Raw genomic sequence first — 22,266 nt, 5'->3', positions numbered from 1 at the left:
GTGCTGTTTCCCCCCCGAGCGCTGTGAACGAGCAGTGTTACCGGACGGCAGGTCCACCTGGATGGTGGCGGACCGGGGTAGCGTGCAACGGCCGCGCAAAGTAGTGATGCACCCCGGGTGACGCAATGGGTCGGCTTGCAAGACCCAAGAGCACGTAATCGCCTGAACGCATTCAGCGAATGACGACGGGTAGAAGACAGTACGCACCGGCCCGATGGCGCGCGGATTTAGGACTTGTCGGGCCGCCTGTCAAACCACCCCCCTCTGTGAGAGGGGAATGATTGCCGCATCCATCTCGTTGGCTGCCCGCAAAGCCGCGTCGTGAAAGGAAGAACCGCATGAGCTGGATGGGGACGGTCGCCGGGTGGGCGCTAGGGGTGTCTCTGGGACAATCCCCGACAACCCTGGAAGCCGTTCGTCTTCATCACACCGAGGCAACCTCGCTGGCGCGGCGCGAGTGGGTGGCCTGTGTCGAGCAGAAGTGTCCCGATGCGGGCCGGCTGGCCTTGCTTGCGGGCACGCTGGCGTTGTCGGACGGCCACGCGGCCGAGGCTCGCGACATGCTGGCGGCGGGCCCCGCCCCTGCCCTGCTGGAGCCCTACCGTGCGTTCTACCTGGGCCAGGCGCGCTTCTATTCGGGAGACGCCCAGGGAGCCGCCCTCGACTTCGCACGCGTCGTGGAGGCCCCTGGGGCGCCGCCAGGCCTCGTCACACGCGCACGGGCCCGGTTGGGTGAGTCGCTCCTGAAAGCGGGCCAGATGAAGCAGGCGGCGACCGTGCTGGAGGCCGCGGTGAAGGGCATGCCCACGCCGGAGCTGTACTACCAACGCGCGCTGGCGCGCGGCGAGTCGGGCAACGGTGCGGGCCAGCAGGCGGACCTGCTGACGGTGGCGCTGCGCTTCCCCACGCACCCCTACGCCGATGACGCGGTGAAGTGGCTCATGGAGGAAGGCCGGCCCGGGAAGGGCTGGGGCTTCGCGGAGCGGACGCAGCGCGCGGAGGGCTTGCTGTCGGGGGGCGCGGCGAAGCGGGCGCTGGAGGAGTTGGAGGCGCTGGGCGGGGCGAAGCTGTCGAAGGAGCAGTCGGCCAAGGTGGCCCTGCTGCGGGCGAAGGGACTGTTCGCGCTGGGCCGCGAGTCGGAGGCGGACAAGGCGCTCGCCCTCGCGAGGAAGGGGCCAGTCGCCATCGCCGCCGAGGCGGAGCTCCTCGTCGCGCGCCGGGTCCTGCGCGCGGATGAGAACGACAAGGCCCGCGTGCTGATGGCGGCGCTGGACAAGAAGTACTCCACGCAGCCCGCGGGAGAAGAAGGGGCCTTCTTCGCGGGGTGGATCGACCTGCAGGCGGGCCGCTTCGCCGAGGCCGCCAAGGCCTTCGCCGCGCACGGGACGCGCTATGCACGCTCCCGGCGGCGTGAAGAGGGATTGTGGTTCCGAGCCCTCGCGCACCTGCGGTTGGAGGAGTACGCGAAGGCACGAGAGGCATTGGACTCGCTGGTGACGACGTTCCCTCGCAGCGGCCTCGCGCCCCAGGCCCGCTACTGGATGGCGCGCAGCCGCGAGCTCGGAGGGGCGAAGGCGGCGGAGGTCGCTCCTGAGTATGAGCGACTCATCACCACGGCGCCCGCGTCGTTCTACGCGCTCCTGTCCTCGGAGAGGCTGCACGAACTGGGACAGACAGCGCCGTCGAGCTTCCCTCGCCCTCCCCTCGCGATGGAGCTGCCTCGCCCGCCCGAGCTCGCGTTGGCGGTGGAGCTGACGCGCGCCGGACTGTTCCGCGACGCGGCGGACGAGGTGGAGTCGCATGTCGCGCGGTTGCGCTCGGCGGAGCAGGCCCTGCCCTTCGCCCATGCGCTGCTCGGCTTGGGAGAGTTCGGCCACGCGCACACCGTGGCGGCCAGACACCTGTGGGGCCGAGCCTTCGGCTCACGCGAGCCGGATGCACTCGCGGCCTTCTACCCTCGCGCCTTCTCGAACGCGGTGGAGCAGGCGGCGGCCGCGCAGAAGGTGGACCCGTTCCTGGTGTGGGCCATCATGCGGCGTGAGAGTGCATTCAAGCCAGAGGTGATGAGCGCGGCCGACGCACGAGGGCTGATGCAGATCATCCCGAAGACGGCCACCGAGATTGCCCAGAAGCTCTCGGAGCCCGCGCCCGCGCCCGCGGACCTCTTCTCTCCCGAGCGCAACATCCGCTACGGCGCCTGGTACCTGGCCCGGCTGATGGAGCGCTTCGCGCATCCCGTGCTCGCCGCCGCCGCGTACAACGCGGGCCCCAGCTCCGTCGCGAAGTGGGCCGCGGACCGAGGCTCCCTGCCGTTGGACCTCTTCGTGGAGTCCATCCCATTCCGGGAGACTCGCGGCTACGTGAAGCAGGTGGTGGCGGACTTGTTCCTCTACCGCGCCTTCTACGGCCCTGGGGGCGAGCAACCCCGGCTCTCGCTGGTGGTGCCCGCCCCGTCGAAGGAAGGCGTCGCCTTCTAACCGCGCGCGGCCATCCGGCGGAGAATCTCCGACTCCATCGAGTGGACGACCTCCGACAGCGGCAAGGCGCTGGAGTCCACGTGGATGGCGTCCTCCGCGGCCTTCAGCGGAGCCACGGCGCGCGCGGAGTCATCCTTGTCGCGCTTCGTCTGGTCGGCGAGCACGTCGTCCAGGCTGCTCTCCACGCCCTTCTGGAACAGCTCCTCGAAGCGGCGGCGGGCGCGCACCTCGGGGCTCGCCTCCAGGAAGAACTTGGCGTCGGCGTCGGGGAACACCACGGTGCCGATGTCGCGCCCCTCGAGGATGGAGCCCTTGCTCGACTCGAGCGCCAACCGCCGCTGGAGCTGGAGCAAGCCCGCGCGCACCACGGGGCGGCCGGACACCTGCGACGCGGCCATGGAAATCTCCGGCGAGCGGATCTCCCCGGACACGTCCTGCCCCCCGAGGAACACCCGGTTCTCCTCGCCCACCACCAGGAAGTGGATGTGCACTCGCCCCAGCAGATCGCCGAGGCGCGCATCATCGTCGTAGGCAATCCGCTCACGCGTCGCCATCAGCGCCACGCAGCGGTAGATGGCGCCCGTGTCCACCAGGGAGAAGCCCAGGCGGCGCGCCAGCAGCTTCGACACCGTGGACTTGCCAGCCCCAGCGGGGCCATCGATGGCGACGATGAAGCAGCGAGGACTCACGAGAGGACCTCCTTCAAGGCGCGCACACAGCGCTCGTTCTCGGAGGCCGTGCCCACGGAGATGCGCAGGCACGTCGGGAAGCCGCCTCCCGCGAAGGGCCGGACGATGACGCCCTTGCGGAGCAACAGCTCGTACAGCTCCGTGGACGGCCGACCGAAGTCCGCGAACACGAAGTTGGCGTGGCTCTTCGTGAGCGTGATGCCCAACTTCGGCAGCTCCGCCTCGAAGTAGCACAATCCCTGGCGGTTGTTCTCCCGCGTGCGCTGGACGTGCTCGGTGTCCTCCAGCGCCGCGAGCCCCGCGGCCTGCGCCACCACCGTCAGGTTGAAGGGCATGCGCGTGCGCTGCACGTACGTCGACAGCTTCGCGTCCATCACCCCGTAGCCCAGCCGGATGCCCGCCAGGCCGTGAATCTTGCTGAACGTGCGCAGCGCGACGACGTTCGGATGGCGGCGGAACAGCTCCACCGCGCTGACGTAGTCGGGCCAGTCGACGAACTCGAAGTAGGCCTCGTCGTAGGCGACGAGGACCTCGGGCGGCACCGCCGCCAGGAACTTCTCCAGCGCCGCGCGGCCGAACGCGGTGCCCGTGGGGTTGTCCGGGTTGGCCAGGAACACCAGCCGCGTGCGAGGCGTCACCGCGCGCGCCATGGCCTCCAGGTCGTACTGGTAGCCCTCGCGCATGGGCACCTCGACGAAGGGCCGCCCGTGGGCCTGCGCGGAGATGCGGTACGCGGAGAAGGAGTTCTTGCACAGGAGGATTTCGTCCTCCGGCGTGGTGAACGTGCGGATGAGCAGCTCGATGAGCTCGTTGGAGCCGCTGCCCAGGACCACTTCCTGGGGCTGCACGCCCAGCGAGGCCGCCAGCCGGCGCACCAGGTGGAACGACGTGGCGTCCGGATACAGGTGCACGTTGGACGACGCGTGCCGCATGGCCTCCAGCGCGCGAGGAGAAGGCCCCAGGGGGTTCTCGTTGGAGGCGAGCTTGATGACGCCCGTCAGGCCGAACTCGCGCTCGGTCTCCTCGATGGGCTTGCCCGGCACGTACGGCTTGAGGGTCTCGACGTAGTTGGGAACGAGAGGTCGCATGATGGAAACGAAGGGCCCCTTCAGCGCCCGGAGAACACGCCGAGCGCGCGGAACTTCGCGTAGCGGTCCTTGACCAGTCCATCCGGCGACAGCTCGGCGAGCTGGCCCAGGTGCTTGCGCAGCGCCTTGCCCAGGGACTCAGCCGCCTTCGCGGGGTCGCGGTGCGCCCCACCCGGGGGCTCGGCCACCACCTCGTCGACAATCTTCATCTGCAAGAGGTCGCTCGCGGTGAGCTTCATCGCGTCCGCCGCCTTGTCCGCCTTGCTGGCGTCGCGGAAGAGGATGGAGGCACAGCCCTCCGGCGAGATGACGGAGTAGACGCTGTTCTGGAGCATCAGCACGCGGTTGCCCACGCCAATGGCCAGCGCGCCACCCGATCCACCCTCGCCCACGACGGTGGAGATGATGGGCACGCGCAGCCGGCTCATCACCTCCAGATTCACGGCGATAGCCTCGGCCTGACCGCGCTCCTCCGCGCCGATACCTGGATAGGCGCCCGGCGTGTCCACGAACGTGAGGATGGGCTTCTCGAAGCGCTCTGCCAGCTCCATCAGGCGGCGCGCCTTGCGGTAGCCCTCCGGGCGCGGCATGCCGAAGTTGCGCGCCATGTTCTCCTTGGTGTTGCGACCCTTCTGGTGCCCCATCACCAGCACCGGCTTGCCATCGAAGCGAGCGAAGCCGCCAACGATGGACGGGTCCTCGCCGAAGTGCCGGTCACCGCACAGCTCCACGAAGTCGGTGAACAGGAAGCGGACATAGTCCTGGAAGTAGGGCCGCGAGGGGTGGCGGGACAACTGCACCACCTGCCACCGCGTCAGGTCACTGAAGATCTCCGTCTGGAGCTTCTTCGCCTTCTTCTCGAGCTTGGAAATCTCCGAGGTGAAGTCCGCCGAACCACCCGTGGACAACGCCTTGAGCTCATCGATCTTCTTCTCCAGCTCGATGAGCGGGCGCTCGAAGTCGAGCGCGTAACTGATGCCGGTCGCCATGGGCGCCGAACTAGCACCAGCGTCCGTCCCCTTTCAACGCGCAAGCAGTTACGCACCGCACCGTGTCATGGTGGTGGACAACCTCAAGCCCGACGGAACGCCATGCTCCATGCCCTGCCGCTGCTCGTCCTGGTGCTGACCGCCGCCCCGCCCGAGCCCTCCGCCCGGGCCCTCAACACGGAGGGCTTCCGCCTCTACCGCGCCGGCCGCTACCCGGAGGCCCTGGAGAAGTTCCAGGGCGCCGTGAAGGCGGACCCCGCCTACGCCCTGCCCCGCTACAACCTGGCCGCCACCCTGGGTGTCCTGCGCAAGCAGGGCAAGGTGTGTGAGTACAGCGCGCACCGCGACGTCATCCTCGAGCACCTCACCCAGGCCGTCCGGCTGGACTCCCGGCGGCTGGCCCGCGCGCGCGAGGACGAGGACCTGGACGCCATCCGCGACACCCTGGGCTGGCAACGGCTCCTGGGGCACAAGCCCGAGCGCGAGGCCGACGTGCCCGCCCTGCTGCGCGCCGTGTCCTGGTACGGCCCGGCGATGGGCATAAACGGCAGCAAGCACACCCTGCGCTTCCTGCCCAAAGGCCGGGTGGTCCTCTGGACGCGCGTCGTGGACGAGCAGGGAGACGAGAACCACGGCGAGCTGCCCGGCACCTACACCGTGAAGGGGCGTCAGGTGGAGCTGCGGCTCATGGACGAACAGCCTCGGAAGGGGACGCTGACCACCGCGGGCGCCCTCACCTTCCCGGGGCTCGGAACCTTCACGGATTCCGAGCCGGAGTGCGACGCCTGAGCCCCGAAGGGCCTCAGGCCGCCTTGATCTTCGCGGCCGGAGGGGACAGCGCGTACCACGCGGTCCGGAACGCCTTCAGCTCCCGCAGACCCGCCGGGTGGCGGCCCAGCGCGGGGGCCATGGTGACGGGCAGGCCCAGCTTCTTCTCGATGGCCTTCGCCGCGTTGAGCTCCAGCTTGCGGCGGTTCTCGCACTTCTCGCAGGTGGACTTGGGGCCCACGCGGTTGACGAGCACCCGCTCCACCGGAAGCTTCTTGTCCTTCAGGTACTCCACCACCCGCTCCGTGCGGGCCGCGGCCAGGTCCTCGCCGCGCGTGACGACCACGAAGCGCGCCTCCGTCGGAGACGCCAACGCCTCCTCGAAGCGCTTCGCGTGCTTGATCATCCCGGCGATGTCGTCCGCCAGGTCGCCCAGGCCCTTGGCGCGGTGCTTGTTGAGCACCGTGTGGAGCGCGCCCAGCCACGTCTTGGCCGTCTCCGCCAGCTCCACCACGCGCACGGAGTTCACCACCGGCGACGAGTCCACGACGATGCGCTTGAACCGCTCCTGCACCAGCGCGTCCGTGAGCACGCTCATGGCCGCCAGCTCGTCGATGCCCGGCGGCGCGCACTCCAGCAGGTTGCGCAGGTAGAGCAGATCCGCGGGGACCTCGCTGCCCGTCTTGGGCGCGCCCTCGAAGGCCTTCTCCGCCTTCTCCTTGAGCCGCTTGCGCAGGGCGTTGAACCAGCCCGCCATGTCCAGCTCGCGCGCGTAGAGGCCCTTGGTGCCCTTCACCTGCGTCTCGGTGTCCGTCAGCCGGCTCTGCAGCACGTCCGACAGCGAGTGCGCGGGGTCGGTGGAGATGAGGAGCACCGGCCCCTCCTTCTCCGTGAGCGTCACCGCGGCGGCGGCGGCGCAGGAGCTCTTGCCCACGCCTCCCTGGCCGACGAAGAAGATGAGCCGCGTGGGAGGCAGCGGCGGCGCGGCGATGGGCGGCATGGACGGCGCGCGAACCAGGGCCGGAGGGCCCTCCGCCGCGGCGAACTCCAGCGCCTTCGTCTCCTTGCCACCCGCCCACGCCTTGGCGAACACCGCCAGGCCGTCCAGCCCGCGCGGCGCCAGCTCCCGGCGCCCCAGCAGGTGGACCGGCACGGACTTGTCCAGCGCCTGGAACTTGCGGACGTGAGGCGCCTGGAGGCCCCGGCGGCCCTGGCACGCGGGACAACCTTCGCGGTCCTCCACCTGGTTGACGACGATCTCCGTCACCGGCAGGCCGCGCTCGCGCAGCTGGGTGAAGAGCATGCGCGTCTGCGCCTCGGGGACAGGCTCGGCCAGCGCCACCAGGTGGAAGGCCGTGCGCGCGGGGTCCTTCAGCAGCGCCAGCAGCTTCTCCGCCTTCTGCCCCAGCCCTTCCAGGAAACCCGGCTCGGCCGCGGCGGCCTCCGCCTTCTTGCCCTTCCCGGAGGTCGGCGCGGGCTTGTCCGCCCCCGCGCGCACCAGACCCAGGAACTTGCGCAGCCCCGCGGGCAGATCAAACAGCCGCAGCGTGTGGCTCGTGGGTGAGCAGTCGACGATGATCCGGTCGAACTCCTTCTCCTTGCCCTCCAGCAGCTCCACCACGTGGAAGAGCGCCACCAGCTCCTCCAGCCCGGGGACGGCCTGCTGGTACAGCGAGCCCAGCTCCTCCTCGGAGAAGTGGGTGCCCTTCGCGGCGACCTTCTTCAGCGCGGGCAGGTACTGCGCCAGGAACGGCTTGAGCAGCGCGGCCGGCTCCACCTCCAGGCCCCAGACGCCACCCTCTCCCTTGCCCGGCACCAGCTTCGAGGGCTTCGCGGAGAGCTTCTTCTTCACCAGGTCCGACAGGGAGCGCACGGGGTCCAGCGAGACGAGCAGCACCCGCTCCTTCGGGACCTCCTCCGACAATCGCAACGCGTACGCCGCCGCGAGCGTGGTCTTGCCAACCCCGCCCTTGCCGCCGAAGAAGTGAAGAACTCGCGCGTCGCTCATTGCCTTGTGGCCTTCCTTGTGCCCCCCCGGCGGCACCTTGATGCACACTCCAAACTTGCCGAGAAGATGGCGTCGGAGTTGCCCGGTGCGTCGACCTGTACGGCCGGGCCCTCCCTGTGGGTGGGAGTCGACCGCAGAATCCCTTGTCCAGAGGTCAAAAGTCAAGAATTGACGCGGGGTTTGGCGGAGGGTCGGCACCTTTCGGCCCCTCCCACCACGGCCTCCGCGACAGGCCCTTGGAGCCACTCCAACAGCGCGGAATCCGAGGAGGATTTCCTACCTGTCAGGTGGCCGAGCATCCAGGTTGCCGGGGTTCAGCGGGCCACTGCCCCCCTGCCCCCCTAACGGACCGTTGTCACGGGGGCCGCCCGGCTGGTTGCGCGCCTCGGCCGCGTAGCGATTGAGCTTGTTGTAGAGCGTCTTCTCGCTCACCCCGAGCACCTCCGCCGTCCGCGCCTTGTTGTTGCCATTGCGGTGCAGGCTTCCCAGGATGTACTCACGCTCCACCGCGTCCAGGCTCAAGCCATACGGCAGCTTGAAGTTGTGCCGCTCCGGCCCCTTGCCCGCCATGTCCGGCGGCAGGTGCTCCCGGGTGATCAACTCCCCGTCACAGAGGATCACCGCGCGCTCCACAGCGTTGCGAAGCTCGCGGATGTTTCCAGGCCAGTCGTAATTCTTGAGCACTTCCATCGCATCCGGGTGCACCCCGGACACGCGCTTGGCGGAGTCCCCGCGGAACTTGTCCACGAAGTGCTGGACCAGGATGGGCACGTCCTCGCGGCGCTCGCGCAGGGGCGGCAGGTGGATCTGGAACACGTTGAGGCGGAAGTACAGATCCTCGCGGAACCGCCCGTTCTTGATCTCCTGCTTCAGGTCGCGGTTGGTGGCGCACAACACCCGCACGTCCACTTCGATCTCCACCTTGCCACCGAGCCTGCGCAGCCGGCCCTCTTCCAGCACGCGCAGCAGCTTGGCCTGCAGGTCGATGGGAATCTCCCCCAGCTCGTCCAGGAACAGCGTGCCGCCGTGCGCCAGCTCGAACACGCCGGGGCGGCGTTGATCCGCGCCCGTGAAGGCGCCGCGCTCGTGGCCGAAGATCTCCGACTCGATGAGCGTCGCGGGGATGGACGCGCAGTTGATGGCGATGAAGGGCTTGTCGCGGCGCAGGGACAGGTTGTGCACGGCGCGGGCGACGACCTCCTTGCCCGTGCCGGACTCGCCGCTGATGGACACGCTGGCCTTGGACGGGGCCACCTTCTCCACCAACTCGATGACCTTGCGCATGCCCGCCGACTGGGCGATGAGGTCGGACGAACCTAACTGCTTGAGCCTCCGCCGCAGCGTCTGCACCTCGCGCAGGGTCTCCTTCTTCTCCAGCGCGCGGTCGATGCAGACCTTCAGGCGCGCGGTGTCCAGCGGCTTGACGATGAAGTCATACGCGCCCTCGCGGATGGCCTCCACCGCCGCGTCGATGGTGCCGCGGCCGGTGAGGAAGACCACCGGACAGTCCGGCAGCTCCTCCTTCAGGTTGCGCAACAGCCACAACCCGTCCGTCTCCGGCATCGCCAGGTCCGACAGGACGACGTCCGGACGGAACTCGCCGGCCTTGCGCAGGGCGTCGTGCCCGTCGAAGGCCGTCTCGACCTTGTGGCCCCAGGCGCTGAGCATCTCCGCCAGCGCCTCGCACGTGTCGCGTTCGTCGTCCACGGCCAGGATTCGTGCGCTACCCAAGATGGAGACCTCCGGTACTGCGTCGTGACGCGAATGAGGGTGAGTCTGACTCTGAAGGAGAAGCCCACCGCCCGGTACAGCCCTCAAGCGCGAGGAAAAATCAGCCGGCAGCAACCACCACGGACATGAAGCTCGACGCCCAACTGCGCACAGCGAAGCCCCAGCGCCGCCACCGCATCGGCGAGCTCCGGCGCCGCCTCACCACCGCTGTCGTCCACTTCCAGCACCGCCGAAGGGCCCTCCGCGCGCACCGTCACGCGCACCGAGCCCCCGCCCTCCGCCCGCCGGAACGCCCGCAGCAAGCCCTGGATGACGAAGAAGCCCAGCTCCGACGTGTCCGCCAACCGGACCAGCACACCCGCCTCCACCGCCACCTGCACCGTCACCCGCCGCTTGCGCCCCTCGTGCGCCACCACCGCCAGCGCCCGCGTCGTCGCGTCCGACAGGTCCACCTCGCCCGCGCTGCCGCCCTTCGCCACGATGAAGTCGGTGAACTGCCGGAGGATGCCGTCCACGCGCTGGATCTGCTCCCGCAGCGCCTTGAGGTTCTTCTCCTGCGACGGCGGCACCTGCCCCGTCTCCGCCTTCAACTTCTCCGACAGCACCTCCAGGTGGATGGCCATCGCGTTGAGCGGGTTGCGGACGTCGTGCAGCAGGCTGTCCATCAGCGTTTGCACCGCGCCGTAGCGGGCCGCGCCCACCACGGGGTCCGTCGCCTCCTGGACACGCGCCACGCTACTGGACACAGCCGTCGAGCTAACCAACGGAAACTCCTCGGGTTTTTCGTCTCCGCCCCTCGCCGCCTCCCCACCGCGGCCAAGAGTTAGGGAGCGCTTTCCACAACGTCAACCCTGGGGCGGTAATTCTTGCCGGAACCGGCAAATTCCCGAGTGGAGTCGCCCACTTGAGGCGACTCCCGAGTGTTCTCCGGGCGACGTTTTCCGAGGTGCTTCAGCCAGCGGACGACACAGGGGGGCGCGCGGCGTCGCCCAGCCCCACCAGCTCGAGGTTGAGCCGGGAGGCCACATCGAAGATGCGAGGGTCCCGGTAGAACTCGCCGAACACGATGCGCACCAGGCCCGCATTGGCGATGAGCTTGAAGCACGGCCAGCACGGGCTCGCGGTGGTGTAGATGGTCGCGCCGTCGATGGCCACGCCGTTGGTGGCCGCCTGGATGATGGCGTTGGCCTCCGCGTGCACCGTGGCCACGCAGTGTCCGTTCTCCATCATGTGGCCCACGTCATCGCAGTGGGGCAGTCCCCGGATGGAGCCGTTGTACCCGGTGGACAGGATGGTCCGTCCGCGCACGATGACGGCCCCCACGTGTTTGCGATCACACGTGGCGCGAGTGGCCACCTGCTTCGCGATGTCCATGAAGTACTGATCCCACGAAACCCGTCCGGACATGCGCTGTGCCTCCTGGTGGCCGGAGGGTGTAACGCGATGCGCGCCCCTGTCGACAAAATGGGCGGATCAGCGACCCGCGGCGTGAGCGACACCGCCCTCGCCCGGCAGGGAGTGCCGCAGGATGTGGCCGAAGCCCTTGGCGTGCAGGAAGTCGCGCACCTTGGTGCTGGGCGCGGCGAAGGTCTCGCCGGGCATGGGCACATCGAAGCTGTAGCTTTCCTCACGCACGGCGAAGTCCACCTGCGCGGTGCGATAGCCCTCCACGATGGCGAGCAGCCGCCCCGACTCCAGGCTGTAGACGCCCCCACCCGAAGCGCCATAGCCGATGGGCGCATCCGTCTTCACCGACTTCGGCCGGCTCGACTCCCGGTCCCACTCCACCTGGGACACCATGCCTCCGGAGAGCGACAGCGCTCGACCGAACGGCGACGCGGCCACGACGACGTCCTCGCCCAGCTCCAGCTCCGCCTCCTCGGCCAGCTCCACCGCGGGCAGCGCCAGCCCCGGCACCTTCACGAGCGCCAGGTCCAGCTCCGGCACCTTCCCCGTCGCCACCACCTGCCCCACGTGCGTCTCCACCTCCGAGCGACGGTCCACCAGCACGCGCAGCACCGGCGCCTTCACGTCACTCATCACCACCGCGTGCGCATTGGTGACGACCCACGCCACCACGCCCTCGGGCCCCTGCTCGGAGCCCACCACCACGCCGGAGGCGCTGCGCCTCACCGAGTCCCCCTCCACCACCTGCAACCGGACGTTGTGCGGGAGGATGCGCTGGACGCGCTCCTTGCGAGACAGCCGAGCGGACGCGGAGGACGAAGCGGACGCCAGCACCGGCACCACCCCAGGAGACACCCGAGGCGGCGTGACACGGCCAGGTGACGGCGCGCCCGCGCACGATGCGAGCGCGAGCAGGGCGACGGGGGCGCCCAGGAAGAAGCGGGTCATCGACTCTCCGGGATGAAGGACGGCGCTGAAACGTGAACTCGCTTTCAGCTCCCATCTTCCCCAGGCCCTGCCCTGATTTGAAAGCAAGCACCCGACAGGGCCTGGCCGCCTGCCCGCCCCGCTCCACGCCTCAGGCGTAGCGCTTCTTCATCAGGAACAGGATGGCGTCCTTCGCGCAGTGCTCGCAGTAGCCGTACCGCTCCGCCATCGTCTTGAGCGTGCTCTGCACCTGCGTCTGCTCACGCGGCGTCAGCATGCCCCGGTCCTCCGAGAGGTACTTGAGGACGTTCTCCTTGTTCTTGCGCAGCACCCGCTTGCGCTCCTCGAAGTAGTGGTCCCGCAGGCGCTTGAACATGTCCGGGAAGATGCGCGGGTAGTCCATCGTCGCGTCGGGGTTGTCCAGCCGGTGCGCGCCGATGGATGCGATGAGGCCCCGACGGAACTCCGCCGCGTCCTCCCCCTTGGGCATGACGATGGCCTCCACCTCCTGCATGCGCTGCTCGTCCGGCTTCTCCATTTCACCTGTTATCCGGTTGCGCATCTTCTCGCCGCGCACCCAGTGGCTGACGCCTTGGATGTAGCGCTCGACGAGCTCCCGGTACTGCCCTTCCGACACCAGGCCCATGGACTCGCGGACCTCGGTGTCCACGCGGTCCAGGTACTCCGCCTCGGCCATGCGCACGAACGCCTCATGGTCGTGGTAGCCGTCCATCACCTCCTGGAGCAGGTACTCGTAGACGCTCTTGTCCTTGCAGATGGCCTCCAGCTCCTCGAGCACGGCCAGGCCATTGAGGCACTTGTAGTCGGGGTTCTGCGCGGCGTTGAACAGCGCCGTCTTGATCTCCCGCGCGCTCGCGCCCACGCGCCCCTCGTAGTTGGGGTACGCGTCCGACTCGGTGAACAGCTCCTCGCGCAGCTTCCGCAGCTCCTTGGTGTTCGCCAGGCTCAGCCGGTCCGGCGGCGCGCCTTCTTCGTACAGGTGGAGCTTCTCCACCGGCGTGACGTGGTCGATGAGCTCCTTCACGTCGCCCGGGTAGCGGTCCGGGATGGGCTTCTTCAGCCGCGTGAGCACCGCCCACATGGAGGCCACTTCCGTCGCGTGGGGGGCCACGTGCTTGCCCACCGTCGTCGCGGACACCTGGGCGTCGTAGATCTGCTGCTCGGTGCGGTAGCGCCTCAAGTAGGGCACGCGCACCAGCTCGATGCGACCCTTGAACGACGCGAAGTCCGGCAGTTCCTTGAAGGCCCCCAGGTGCTTCTCGTTGGACGAGGCAATCAGCACCTCGTCGAGCTGGAGCACGAAGGGCTCGAGCGGGACTTCGGCCGTCTCGCTGAAGCCCAGCAGGTACTTGAAGGCCTCGAGCGGCCGCTTGAGCAGGTCCGCGTACTCGATGAGGCCCCGGTTGGCGTGCACCAGCGGGCCGTGGGGCTCGAACAGCACGGTGCTGTGCAGCGGCGCGGGCACGTTGAGCTGGGTGCGGTCCGCGGTGATCTGTTGCACGATGGCGTCCACGCTCATCTGCGGCTCCACCGTCACCGTGGCCACCTGGTAGCGGCGCGACACGTAGAAGCGCTCCACCTGGACGTGGCGCAGCACCTTGAGCCAGTCACCGTTGTACGAGTTGAGCAGCGCCGTGTAGATGCGGCGGCACTTGGAGCACAGCTCTCCGTCGCGCACGTAGTCGGAGAGGATGAAGTCCCCCGACTCGCCGTCCCCGGTGCCCAGCCCCTTCTTCTTGAGCGCCGCCTCCAGCACCTTGCGCCGCTCCCCCGGCGGCATGGCGAACAGGGGATGGTCTCGCAGCTCACACGGCATGCGCAGGTCGATGGACTCCGCGTCCAGATGCGCGAAGGTCGTCAGCTCCCCGCTCCCGTCCGTGCGCTCGCCGAAGCCGATGGAGCCCTTGATGAGCTTCTCGGACGGGAACACCCAGGCGATGCGGTACAGCGCGCCCTGCGGCTGCCGCGAGTAGGTCTCCATGCCCGCCTTGAGCGCGTTGACCAGCGTCGACTTCGCGCTGCCGTTGGGGCCGTGCAGGAGGATGAGCTTGTTGATGCGGCCGGCGCGCACGAAGTTGCCCAGCACGCGGTAGATGGCGTTCTGGACCTCCTCCTGCCCCGCCACCCGGCCATCGCGCTCGCTGCCCTCCGCGTCGAAGACCTTGAAGCGCCGGATGGTCCCCGTCGGGTGCGGCACCGTCTGGGTGCCGAAGTGGTCCATCACGTCCCGCAGGTACTGGGCCGCGTTGCGCGCCTGCGCCCGAGGGTCATTGAGGAAGAGCGACAGATACTCCTCGAAGGACAGGATCGAACGGTTCTTGACGAAGTCGGCGTTCACCTGCGTGCCCACTTCCTGCAGATAACCCTTCGCGTCCACGGTGGCTCTCCTCGTACGGATACGGGTCAGTTCGATCTATCCATGGCCTCGGACCGGCGCAGGCGCCCGAGCCCCCCACCCACGATTTCCGCCGCTCCCCCCGAAGTCCAGGGCCCTTTGGCGGCATGTCCGCCAGCCCACGCGCTCGGGCCGCCGGCCGCCTTCCAGGGAAGAAAGTAGCCGGGTTGCACTTTTCGCCCGGCATCGTGCGGGGTTCCAAGGTTTGTCCGGGCCCGGCCCGAGGTCGCGAGGCGTGGGTGTAAGCATACTCGCGTGGGGGGCCGGGGTGAGATACGGTCCAGGCCTTCTCTTCGGTGCCCACCCGGAGTCCACACACGATGCACAAGGAGCCCATCATCGGCATCGACCTCGGCACGACGAACTCGTGCGCGGCGATTGTCGAAGACAACGGGAACGTCAAGCTCATCCCCTACAAGGGCGGTGAGTACACCATCCCCTCCATCTTCGCGATCGACGACAAGGGGAACGAGCTCATCGGCTACGAGGCCAAGCGCCAGTGGCAGCTCAACCCGCGCAACACCGTCTACGGCTCCAAGCGCCTGGTGGGACGGACGTTCGGCAGCGACGTCGTGGACACGATGAAGAAGGTCGTGGCGTACAACATGCGCCCCGGCAAGAAGAACGAAGTCACCCTGGACGTGGGCAAGAAGGAGTTCACCCTCCAGGAAGTGAGCGCGAAGATCCTCGGGAAGATTCGCGAGGTCGCCTCCAACTACCTGAAGACGCCCATCAAGCGCGCCGTGGTGACGGTCCCCGCCTACTTCAATGACCGGCAGCGCCAGTCGGTGAAGGACGCGGGCAAGCTCATCGACCTCGAGGTCGTCCGCATCATCAACGAGCCCACCGCGGCCGCGCTCGCCTACGGCGTGGGCAAGGGCCTGAAGGAGAAGGTCGTCATCTACGACCTGGGCGGCGGCACCTTCGACGTCTCCATCATCGAGATTCGAGATCGCGTCTTCGAGGTGAAGTCCACCGGCGGCGACGTGTTCCTGGGTGGCATCGACTTCGACAACGCCATCATCCACCACGTCCTCAAGGACTTCGCGGCCAAGACGGGCATCGACCTGGCCACGGACCCGGTGGCGATGCAGCGCATCAAGGACCTGGCCGAGCGCACGAAGATCGACCTCTCCGCGCGCGACGAGGTGCCCTTCAACATCCCCTTCATCACGATGACGTCCCAGGGCCAGCCCCTGAACATCGAGATGAAGTTCACCCGGAAGATGCTGGAGCAGCTCACCAACCACCTCGTGGACCGCACGCTGCAGATGGTCGCCCGGGTGCTGGTGGATTCCGGGCTGTCCACCAAGGACGTGGACGAGGTGATGCTGGTGGGCGGGCAGACGCGCATGCCCATCGTCCAGGACCGGCTGACGAAGTTCTTCGGCAAGCCCCCGAGCAAGGGCGTGCACCCGGACGAGGCCGTCGCCATCGGCGCGGCGCTCTACGCGCACTCCCTCCAGGACGACACCAACCTGCGCATCCAGCTGTTGGATGTGATTCCCATGGCCATCGGCCTGGAGAAGGCGGGCGGCGCCTTCCACGTCGTCTTCCCGCGCAACGCGCCCATCCCCAACGCCAAGCAGCTCCTGGCGACGACGAGCATGGACAACCAGACCGAGCTGGCCATGCGCATCTTCCAGGGCGACCACGAGATGGTGGCGCGCAATGATATGCTGGGTGAGTTCACCTTCTCAGGCATCCAGCAGGCGCGCGCGGGCGGTGTGCAGGTGGAGATCACCTTCGACGTGAATGTCGAAGGCATCCTCTCCATGCGAGCCCGGGACCCGGCCACCGGCCGGGAGATGAACACCACCGTGCGCGTGACGCAGAGCTAGACGCTCGCGGGTCCCACCAGGGGCGTGGTGTCCTCGGGCGCCACGGCCCGAGCCCCCTCGCCTCGCAGCAGCTCGAAGACGGTGAGCGACAGCGCCGTCCCTGGCAGCTGCTGCTCACCCAGGGGCGCGTAGACGTAGGGCTCCCGCGCTCGCGTCCGCGTCCTGTCGCTGAGGAGCACCTGGCCTCGGCCCGCCAGCGACGCGAGCCGCGCCGCCGTGTTCACCGCGTCCCCCAGCACCGTGTAGTCGAGCCGGCCCGACGCCTTCGCGCCGATGCTCCCCGCCACCAGGTCTCCGGAGTCCAGCCCCATGCAGACGCCATGGGCATAGGGCGCCGTCTCTCCGCCCTTCAACGCGAGAATCTCGAGCTGCCGACGGATGGCGAGGCAGGCCTCCAGCGCGCGGTCCACGTGCTCGGGGCCGCGGAACAGGGCCATCACCGCGTCGCCCACGAACTTGTCCACGGTCCCGCCGCGCGCGAGCACCTCCGGGACAATGGCCTCGAAGTTGGCGTTGAGGCGACGCAGCGACTCGGGCGGGGCCTCCTGGCGCAGCACGGGCGTGAAGCCATCCACGTCGATGAAGACGACGGTGCCCTCCACCCACTCGCCGGCCATGGCCTCCGTGCCTTGCAACATGGGAGGGATGCGCTCCAGCACGCCGCCGGGGACGAACATGCGCAACAGGCCGTTCTCCTCGGTGTAGCGCACCGTGCGCCGCAGCTCGCGCACGTGCTTGAGCGTCTTGATGAGCGTGGCCTCCAGGTCCGGGAAGTCGATGGGCTTGGTGATGAAGTCGAAGGCCCCTCGGTTCATCGCCGTGCGCAGGTTGCTCATGTCGCCGTACGCCGAGACGATGACCACGCGGACGAGCGCGCTCACCTCCCCCACGCGTGACAGGAACGTGAGTCCGTCCATCCTGGGCATGTTGATGTCGCACAGGACGACGGCCGTGTCCGGGTGCTGGCGCAGCTCCTCGAGCGCCTCCTCTCCATCCGCCGCGAAGAGGAACTGGTAGACGGAGCGGCGGATCTGCTTGCGGAAGCTCTGCTCCATCATCACCGCGACGTCGGGCTCGTCGTCGACCACCAGCACCTTGGCTGGACGGAAGGGACGCCCCGCCTCCACGCGCGAGGAGAAGGCGGAGGACAGCTCGTGCGCGGACTGGAAGCGCGCGGACGGCTCCAGGTCCAGGGCTCGCGCGAAGAAGGCATCCACCTCCGCGCCCAGCTCGGGCACCAGCGTGGAGGGAGGCACCGCCGGAGGCGGCTTGTTGCCCAGGCGCATCTGCCGCAGCGACTCCAGCGGAAACGGGTGCTGCCCGGTGAGCGCTCGGTAGGCCACCACGGCCAGGGCCCACAGGTCGCACCGGTGGTCCAGCCGAGGCGACAGGCTCCGCAGCTGCTCGGGGCTCATGTACCGGGGCGTGCCCGCCATCTCCTCGTCCGGGTGCGGCTGCGCGGCGCCGCCTTGGGTCAGCAGCGCGAGCCCGAAGTCGAGCACCTTCACCACTTCGCCCGCCGCGCTGCGGGACAGGAACAGGTTGGCGGGCTTGAGGTCCCGGTGGATGACGCCCGCGGCGTGCGCGGCGGTGAGGGCGTGGGACGCCTGGGCCAGCAGCCGCTCCACCATGGCGAGCGACAGCCTGCCGCGCCGGTTCAGCAGCGACTCCAGGTCCTCGCCCTCCAGCAGCTCCATGACGATGTAGGGCGTCTCGCCCGCCAGGTCGCAGTCGTGGACCTGGATGACGTGGGGACTCTGGAAGCGGGCGATGGCCTGCGCCTCCCACTCGAACTGGCGCAAGGAATGCGTCGTGGGCGCGCAATGACTCGCCATCAGCTTGAGCGCCACGCGACGCTGGAGCTTGGGGTCCATCGCCACCCAAACGGTGCCCATTCCACCGCCCGCGAGCATTCGCTCCAGGACGTATCGCCCGCCGATGACACGCGGCTGAGACAGGTCTTGTTCGTTCATTGTTGGTTCGCCCTGAGCGGCGGGATGATGGCACAAGGGGTCCACACCCGATACTCCGCCGGAGCGCTCCCTACCCAGGCGGACGGGCCGCGCTCGCGAGCCACTCGCGGCACGCATGGTACTGTGCCCGCCTCCCCCCGCCCTGCCCTTCGCCGCACTACCCACAGAGGCGTCATGAACGAAGCGCCCAAGCCACCCGTGTCTCCGCTGCCCTTCCCCGTCCCGCGCGATGAGCCACCTCCCGCGCCCGCGCCCGCCCACGAGCCGGACGGGACCACGTACCCCGGCCTCCAGGTCCCCCCGGGACCGAGGCCGGGCATGCCGCACAACGCGATGACGTCCGACCGGACGCCGTACACGCGCGAGCCCCTCAAGGTGCTCGCCGGCACCCTGCCGCCGGACCTCCACGGCCACGTCTACGTCGCGGGGCCCAGCGTGCACGCGGGCTCGCCAGCCCTGGCCTCGGATGGACTGGTGCTGCGGCTCGACTTCGACGGCGCGCACGCGACCTTCAGCTCGGCCATCATGAAGACGCCGTCGTACTACGCGCGCGAGCCCATCAACGCGGGTGAGACGAAGCGCGGCCCCCTCACGCGCTACCTCCAGGAGTTTCGAGACACCACGCTCTCGGACGTCTCGATTGCGTACGGCGCGCAGGAGGCCCCCAACACGGCGCCGTTCCTCGTCGAGGGCGAGAACATGCTGCTCGTCACCACGGACGCGGGCCGTCCGTGGGCCATCCACCCGCTCACCCTGAAGGCGTACACGCCGCTGGGCTACAAGCGCGAGTGGAAGGCCGCGGTGCCCGCGCCTTGGGCGTTCCCGCTGCTGCAGAGCACCGCGCACCCCGCCTTCGCCCCCGAGCCCGCGGTCCCCATCTCCCCGGAGAAGGAGTCGCAGCAGAAGCCGCGCCTGTTCTTCACCAACCACGCGCCCAAGTGGCCGCTGGGTGACGGCTGGACGCAGCTGGTGACGTGGGACACCTGGGAGAACCGCCTCCACCACTGGGCGCTCATGGACGCGGCCTCGGGCAAGCCCGTGGTGACCCAGTCGCTCCACCAGATCGCCGTCACGCGCGACTACGTGGTGCTGCTGGACAGCAACTTCCCGGTCAACTTCTGGAGCATCGCGGCGCAGGCGGCACTGCCCGGGATGACGCGGGTGCAGCGCTTCGTGGACCGGGTCACCTCCGAGCCGTCGTATCCCCAGGCGGTGTTCTGGGTGGTGAAGCGCTCGGACCTGCGTCCTTCTCCCGGCACGTTGTCTCGCGATGACCCACCGCGCATCCCCGCGTACCGCTTCCAGGCGGGAGGCGGCGGCCTGCACTTCGCCGCGCGCTACGAGAACCCGGACGACATCATCACCCTGGTCGCGGGGCACTCACCCTCCGAGGATCTGTCTCACACCCTCGAGGAAGGCGACCTGCTCATCAACGGCAACCGGGCGCAGGCGTATCAGCAGGGCATGCCCACGGCGGTGCCCATGACTCGCAGCTCGCTGGGGGTGCATCGCATCGACATGCGCCGGCTGCGCCTCGAGTCCCGGCTGCACGCGCACGACGACTTCACCTGGGGCCTCACCGTGTTCTCCAACGCGGGCCTCATCAACGGTGAGCTCGAGACGAACCTGCGGCTGTACCTGCGCGAGGTCCCGCGTCCGCCGACGCAGGACAGCTCCTCGGACGATGTGGGGGGCGTCAAGTGGGGCATCCCCGACGACGAGCTCGCCATCTACTTCAACTCGGATGGCTTCACGGCGGACATGGTCCCCGAGCACCTGTACCAACTCTACAAGCCCATCGTCGGCGACAAGGCGGGCCTGCCCATCCAGGAGGGCCGCGCGGCGAGCTTCTTCAAGTTCTTCGTCCACTCCGGCCGGTTCGAGGGGTACGTGCTCCCCACGGGCTGGTTCGGCTTCGCGCCGCAGTTCGTGCCGAGCATCAAGCTGCCGAAGGTGCCCTACTGGAAGGGCTACGTCGTCGCGCTCGTCGTGTCGGACCCGACGCCGGACCTCCCGCTCAACTCCACGGGCGACGAGGTGTGGATCTTCGACTCGGAGAACATCGCGAAGGGCCCCATCTGCCGGCTCGGCAGCAGGAACTTCGACGTGGGCATGACGCTGCACACCACGTTCCTGCCGCCGGGGCTGGGCGACATCCTCGATGGCAACATCCCCGAGGGGCCTCCGTACGCCGTCAACGTGCGCGAGGACTACAACGTCGACGAGATCCAGAAGGCCTACGAGGACTGGCTGCCGGGCTTCTTCCCCCGCATCCCGAAGGCCCTCTTCGCGCCGTGGCGGATGGGCGTGCGGTGGGCGCTCAACTTCCCGAAGCTGCGCAAGGTCTTCGAGCGGGACGTGTATCCCCACTTCCCGCTCCGGCCGCCCGAGAAGCACTCGAAGAACGAGTGAGCCCGCGTCACAGCTCGGCCATGACCTCATCGAGGATCTTGGCCGAGCACAGCACCGCGGGCAGTCCCGCGCCGGGGTGGGTCCCCGCCCCGACGAGGTACAGCCGCTCCACGTCCTCGCTCTTCGCCTGGGCCCTGAGGAACGTGGACTGCAACAGCGTGGGCGCGAAGCTGAACGCCGCGCCTCGGAAGGAGCGGAGCTCGTCCCGGAAGTCCTCCGGCGTGAAGACCCGCGACGTCACGAGCTCCGCCTGCAGTCCGGGAAGCACGGTGCGCGACAACCGCCGCGCCAGCTCCGCGCGGAACACGTCCGCCCTCGCCTTCCAGTTCGAGCCCGCGGCCAGGTGCGGCACGGGCGCGAGGACATAGAAGGCATCGTGCCCTTCGGGCGCCAAGGCCGCGTCGGTCGCCGTGGGTCGATGCAGGTACAGCAACGGGTCCTCGGCGGCGGCACCTTCGCCCGACAGACCTTCGAACATGCCTCGGAAGTCGCGGCCGAACAGCAGCGTGTGGTGCGCCACCTTCGGGTACTGGCGGCGCGTGCCGAAGTACCAGAGGAACACGCTCATCGAGTACCGCGCTTGTTGAACGCGCTCATCCGACCAGTGGTCGCGAACGTGGTTCGGCAGGAGGTAGCGGTACGTCCACGCGGCATCCGCGTTGGAGACCACCGCCTCCGCGGCCAGCGACTCGCCCGACCCCAGCCGTACCCCCGTGGCGGTGCGTCCCTCCAGCGTGATCTCCGACACCTCGCTGTTGTATCGGACCTCGCCCCCCAGGGACTCGAGCAGCGCCACGAGCCCGCGCACCAGCGCCCCCGTGCCGCCCACGGGGAAGTGCGACCCCCAGCGGCGCTCCACGTAGTGGATGGACGTGTACACCGCGCTCGCGGGGAGGAACGGACTGCCGCCGATGAGGAGCGGATGAAAGCTCAGCGCCTGCCGCAGCCGCTCATCCTTCACGTGCTTCGAGACCAGGCCGTACATCGACCGGAAGGCCTCCTCACGCAACAGGGCCGGCGTGTACGCCGCGAGGCTCAAGACATTCGGCACCGGAGCCGTCATCAACGGACCGATGCCCGCTTCGTACATCCGCTCGACCCGCGCGGAGAGCGCCTCGTAACCGGCCACATCCTTTGGCGCGAAGCTCCGGACGGACCGCAGCATCGCGTCGCGCTCAGCGTGGTAGTCGAACGTGGAGCCATCCGGGAACCGCATGCGGTACAGCGGCGTCACCGGCCGCAGCGTGACGTGGTCCGACAGGCGTTGTCCCGCCAGCGTCCACAGCTCCTCGAGCAGGTTCGGACAGGTGATGACGGTGGGGCCCGCGTCGAAGGTGAAGCCGTCCTGACGGAACGCATGGGCGCGGCCACCGGGACCTTCTCGGCGCTCCAGGACGGTGACCTTCCAACCGCGCGCGGCCAGCCGGACGGCGGCGGCGAGTCCACCAAAACCACTGCCGATGACGAGCACACGCCTGCCGTCTCGCCGTGTGTCACCCACCACCCTGGTTGAAGGCTTCATCACTCCGGGGTCCATGTC

Annotated in this window: 15 protein-coding genes; 4 read left to right on the top strand and 11 right to left on the bottom strand. The window is 68.8% G+C overall.

Features of this window, described 5'->3' with window-relative positions; translation table 11 throughout:
- Window positions 1–338 precede the first annotated feature (338 nt).
- On the top strand, window positions 339–2,477 hold the full coding sequence (locus MYSTI_RS19260) for a lytic transglycosylase domain-containing protein (protein WP_015349456.1): 2,139 nt from the start codon (window positions 339–341) through the stop codon (window positions 2,475–2,477).
- Here the strand turns inward: MYSTI_RS19260 and cmk are convergent.
- From cmk to MYSTI_RS19245, 3 genes are read right to left on the bottom strand one after another with little or no spacing between them, the layout of a single operon-like run.
- Complete coding sequence (gene cmk / locus MYSTI_RS19255; protein ID WP_015349455.1) at window positions 2,474–3,166, bottom strand: (d)CMP kinase; 693 nt, start codon at window positions 3,164–3,166, stop codon at window positions 2,474–2,476. The two genes, MYSTI_RS19260 and cmk, sit on opposite strands and share 4 nt — an antisense overlap.
- Window positions 3,163–4,254, bottom strand: a complete 1,092-nt coding sequence (gene hisC / locus MYSTI_RS19250) for a histidinol-phosphate transaminase (RefSeq protein WP_015349454.1) — start codon at window positions 4,252–4,254, stop codon at window positions 3,163–3,165. Before hisC ends, cmk begins: the two co-directional genes overlap by 4 nt.
- A gap of 20 nt (window positions 4,255–4,274) precedes the next feature.
- A complete protein-coding gene (locus MYSTI_RS19245) occupies window positions 4,275–5,243 on the bottom strand; it encodes an acetyl-CoA carboxylase carboxyltransferase subunit alpha (RefSeq protein ID WP_015349453.1) in 969 nt (322 codons plus the stop codon).
- A gap of 102 nt (window positions 5,244–5,345) precedes the next feature.
- Between MYSTI_RS19245 and MYSTI_RS19240 the strand changes: the two genes are divergently transcribed.
- Window positions 5,346–6,032: a tetratricopeptide repeat protein gene (locus MYSTI_RS19240; protein ID WP_015349452.1), complete on the top strand. Its 687-nt coding sequence runs from the start codon at window positions 5,346–5,348 to the stop codon at window positions 6,030–6,032.
- A 13-nt stretch (window positions 6,033–6,045) separates the two neighbouring features.
- Here the strand turns inward: MYSTI_RS19240 and MYSTI_RS19235 are convergent, their stop codons facing one another.
- The 6 genes from MYSTI_RS19235 to MYSTI_RS19210 form a co-directional block, all read right to left on the bottom strand.
- Entirely contained in the window at window positions 6,046–8,019 is a 1,974-nt protein-coding gene (locus MYSTI_RS19235) for an ArsA family ATPase (RefSeq protein WP_044280898.1), read from the bottom strand.
- Between the two features lie 276 nt (window positions 8,020–8,295).
- Complete coding sequence (gene nla6, locus MYSTI_RS19230; RefSeq protein ID WP_015349450.1) at window positions 8,296–9,750, bottom strand: enhancer binding protein Nla6; 1,455 nt, start codon at window positions 9,748–9,750, stop codon at window positions 8,296–8,298.
- A gap of 83 nt (window positions 9,751–9,833) precedes the next feature.
- Window positions 9,834–10,484 carry a sensor histidine kinase gene (locus MYSTI_RS19225; protein WP_233278322.1) on the bottom strand — a complete coding sequence of 217 codons (651 nt, stop codon included), beginning with the start codon at window positions 10,482–10,484 and terminating at the stop codon, window positions 9,834–9,836.
- Between the two features lie 217 nt (window positions 10,485–10,701).
- Window positions 10,702–11,157, bottom strand: a complete 456-nt coding sequence (locus tag MYSTI_RS19220) for a deoxycytidylate deaminase (protein WP_015349448.1) — start codon at window positions 11,155–11,157, stop codon at window positions 10,702–10,704.
- Between the two features lie 66 nt (window positions 11,158–11,223).
- On the bottom strand, window positions 11,224–12,105 hold the full coding sequence (locus MYSTI_RS19215; RefSeq protein ID WP_015349447.1) for a S1 family peptidase: 882 nt from the start codon (window positions 12,103–12,105) through the stop codon (window positions 11,224–11,226).
- Window positions 12,106–12,235: 130 nt separating this feature from the next.
- Window positions 12,236–14,482 (bottom strand): PrkA family serine protein kinase, encoded by a 2,247-nt coding sequence (locus MYSTI_RS19210; RefSeq protein ID WP_015349446.1) that lies wholly within the window; start codon window positions 14,480–14,482, stop codon window positions 12,236–12,238.
- 338 nt (window positions 14,483–14,820) lie between these two features.
- On the opposite strand from MYSTI_RS19210, the gene MYSTI_RS19205 reads away from it, so the two are divergent.
- Entirely contained in the window at window positions 14,821–16,341 is a 1,521-nt protein-coding gene (locus MYSTI_RS19205) for an Hsp70 family protein (RefSeq protein WP_015349445.1), read from the top strand.
- Here the strand turns inward: MYSTI_RS19205 and MYSTI_RS19200 are convergent.
- Entirely contained in the window at window positions 16,338–18,314 is a 1,977-nt protein-coding gene (locus MYSTI_RS19200; protein WP_044280897.1) for a protein kinase domain-containing protein, read from the bottom strand. The genes MYSTI_RS19205 and MYSTI_RS19200 overlap by 4 nt on opposite strands.
- Before the next feature lie 174 nt (window positions 18,315–18,488).
- On the opposite strand from MYSTI_RS19200, the gene MYSTI_RS19195 reads away from it, so the two are divergent.
- Window positions 18,489–20,726 carry a carotenoid oxygenase family protein gene (locus MYSTI_RS19195; protein WP_015349443.1) on the top strand — a complete coding sequence of 746 codons (2,238 nt, stop codon included), beginning with the start codon at window positions 18,489–18,491 and terminating at the stop codon, window positions 20,724–20,726.
- 7 nt (window positions 20,727–20,733) lie between these two features.
- On the opposite strand, the gene crtI is transcribed toward MYSTI_RS19195, so the two are convergent.
- Window positions 20,734–22,248: a phytoene desaturase family protein gene (gene crtI, locus MYSTI_RS19190; RefSeq protein ID WP_044283807.1), complete on the bottom strand. Its 1,515-nt coding sequence runs from the start codon at window positions 22,246–22,248 to the stop codon at window positions 20,734–20,736.
- Between the last annotated feature and the right edge of the window lie 18 nt (window positions 22,249–22,266).

It is taken from the genome of Myxococcus stipitatus DSM 14675 (genome assembly GCF_000331735.1).
GTDB classification, from domain to species: domain Bacteria; phylum Myxococcota; class Myxococcia; order Myxococcales; family Myxococcaceae; genus Myxococcus; species Myxococcus stipitatus.
The sequence above is the reverse complement of the archived record's forward strand: the minus strand, read 5'-3'. Positions and strand labels throughout refer to the sequence as shown.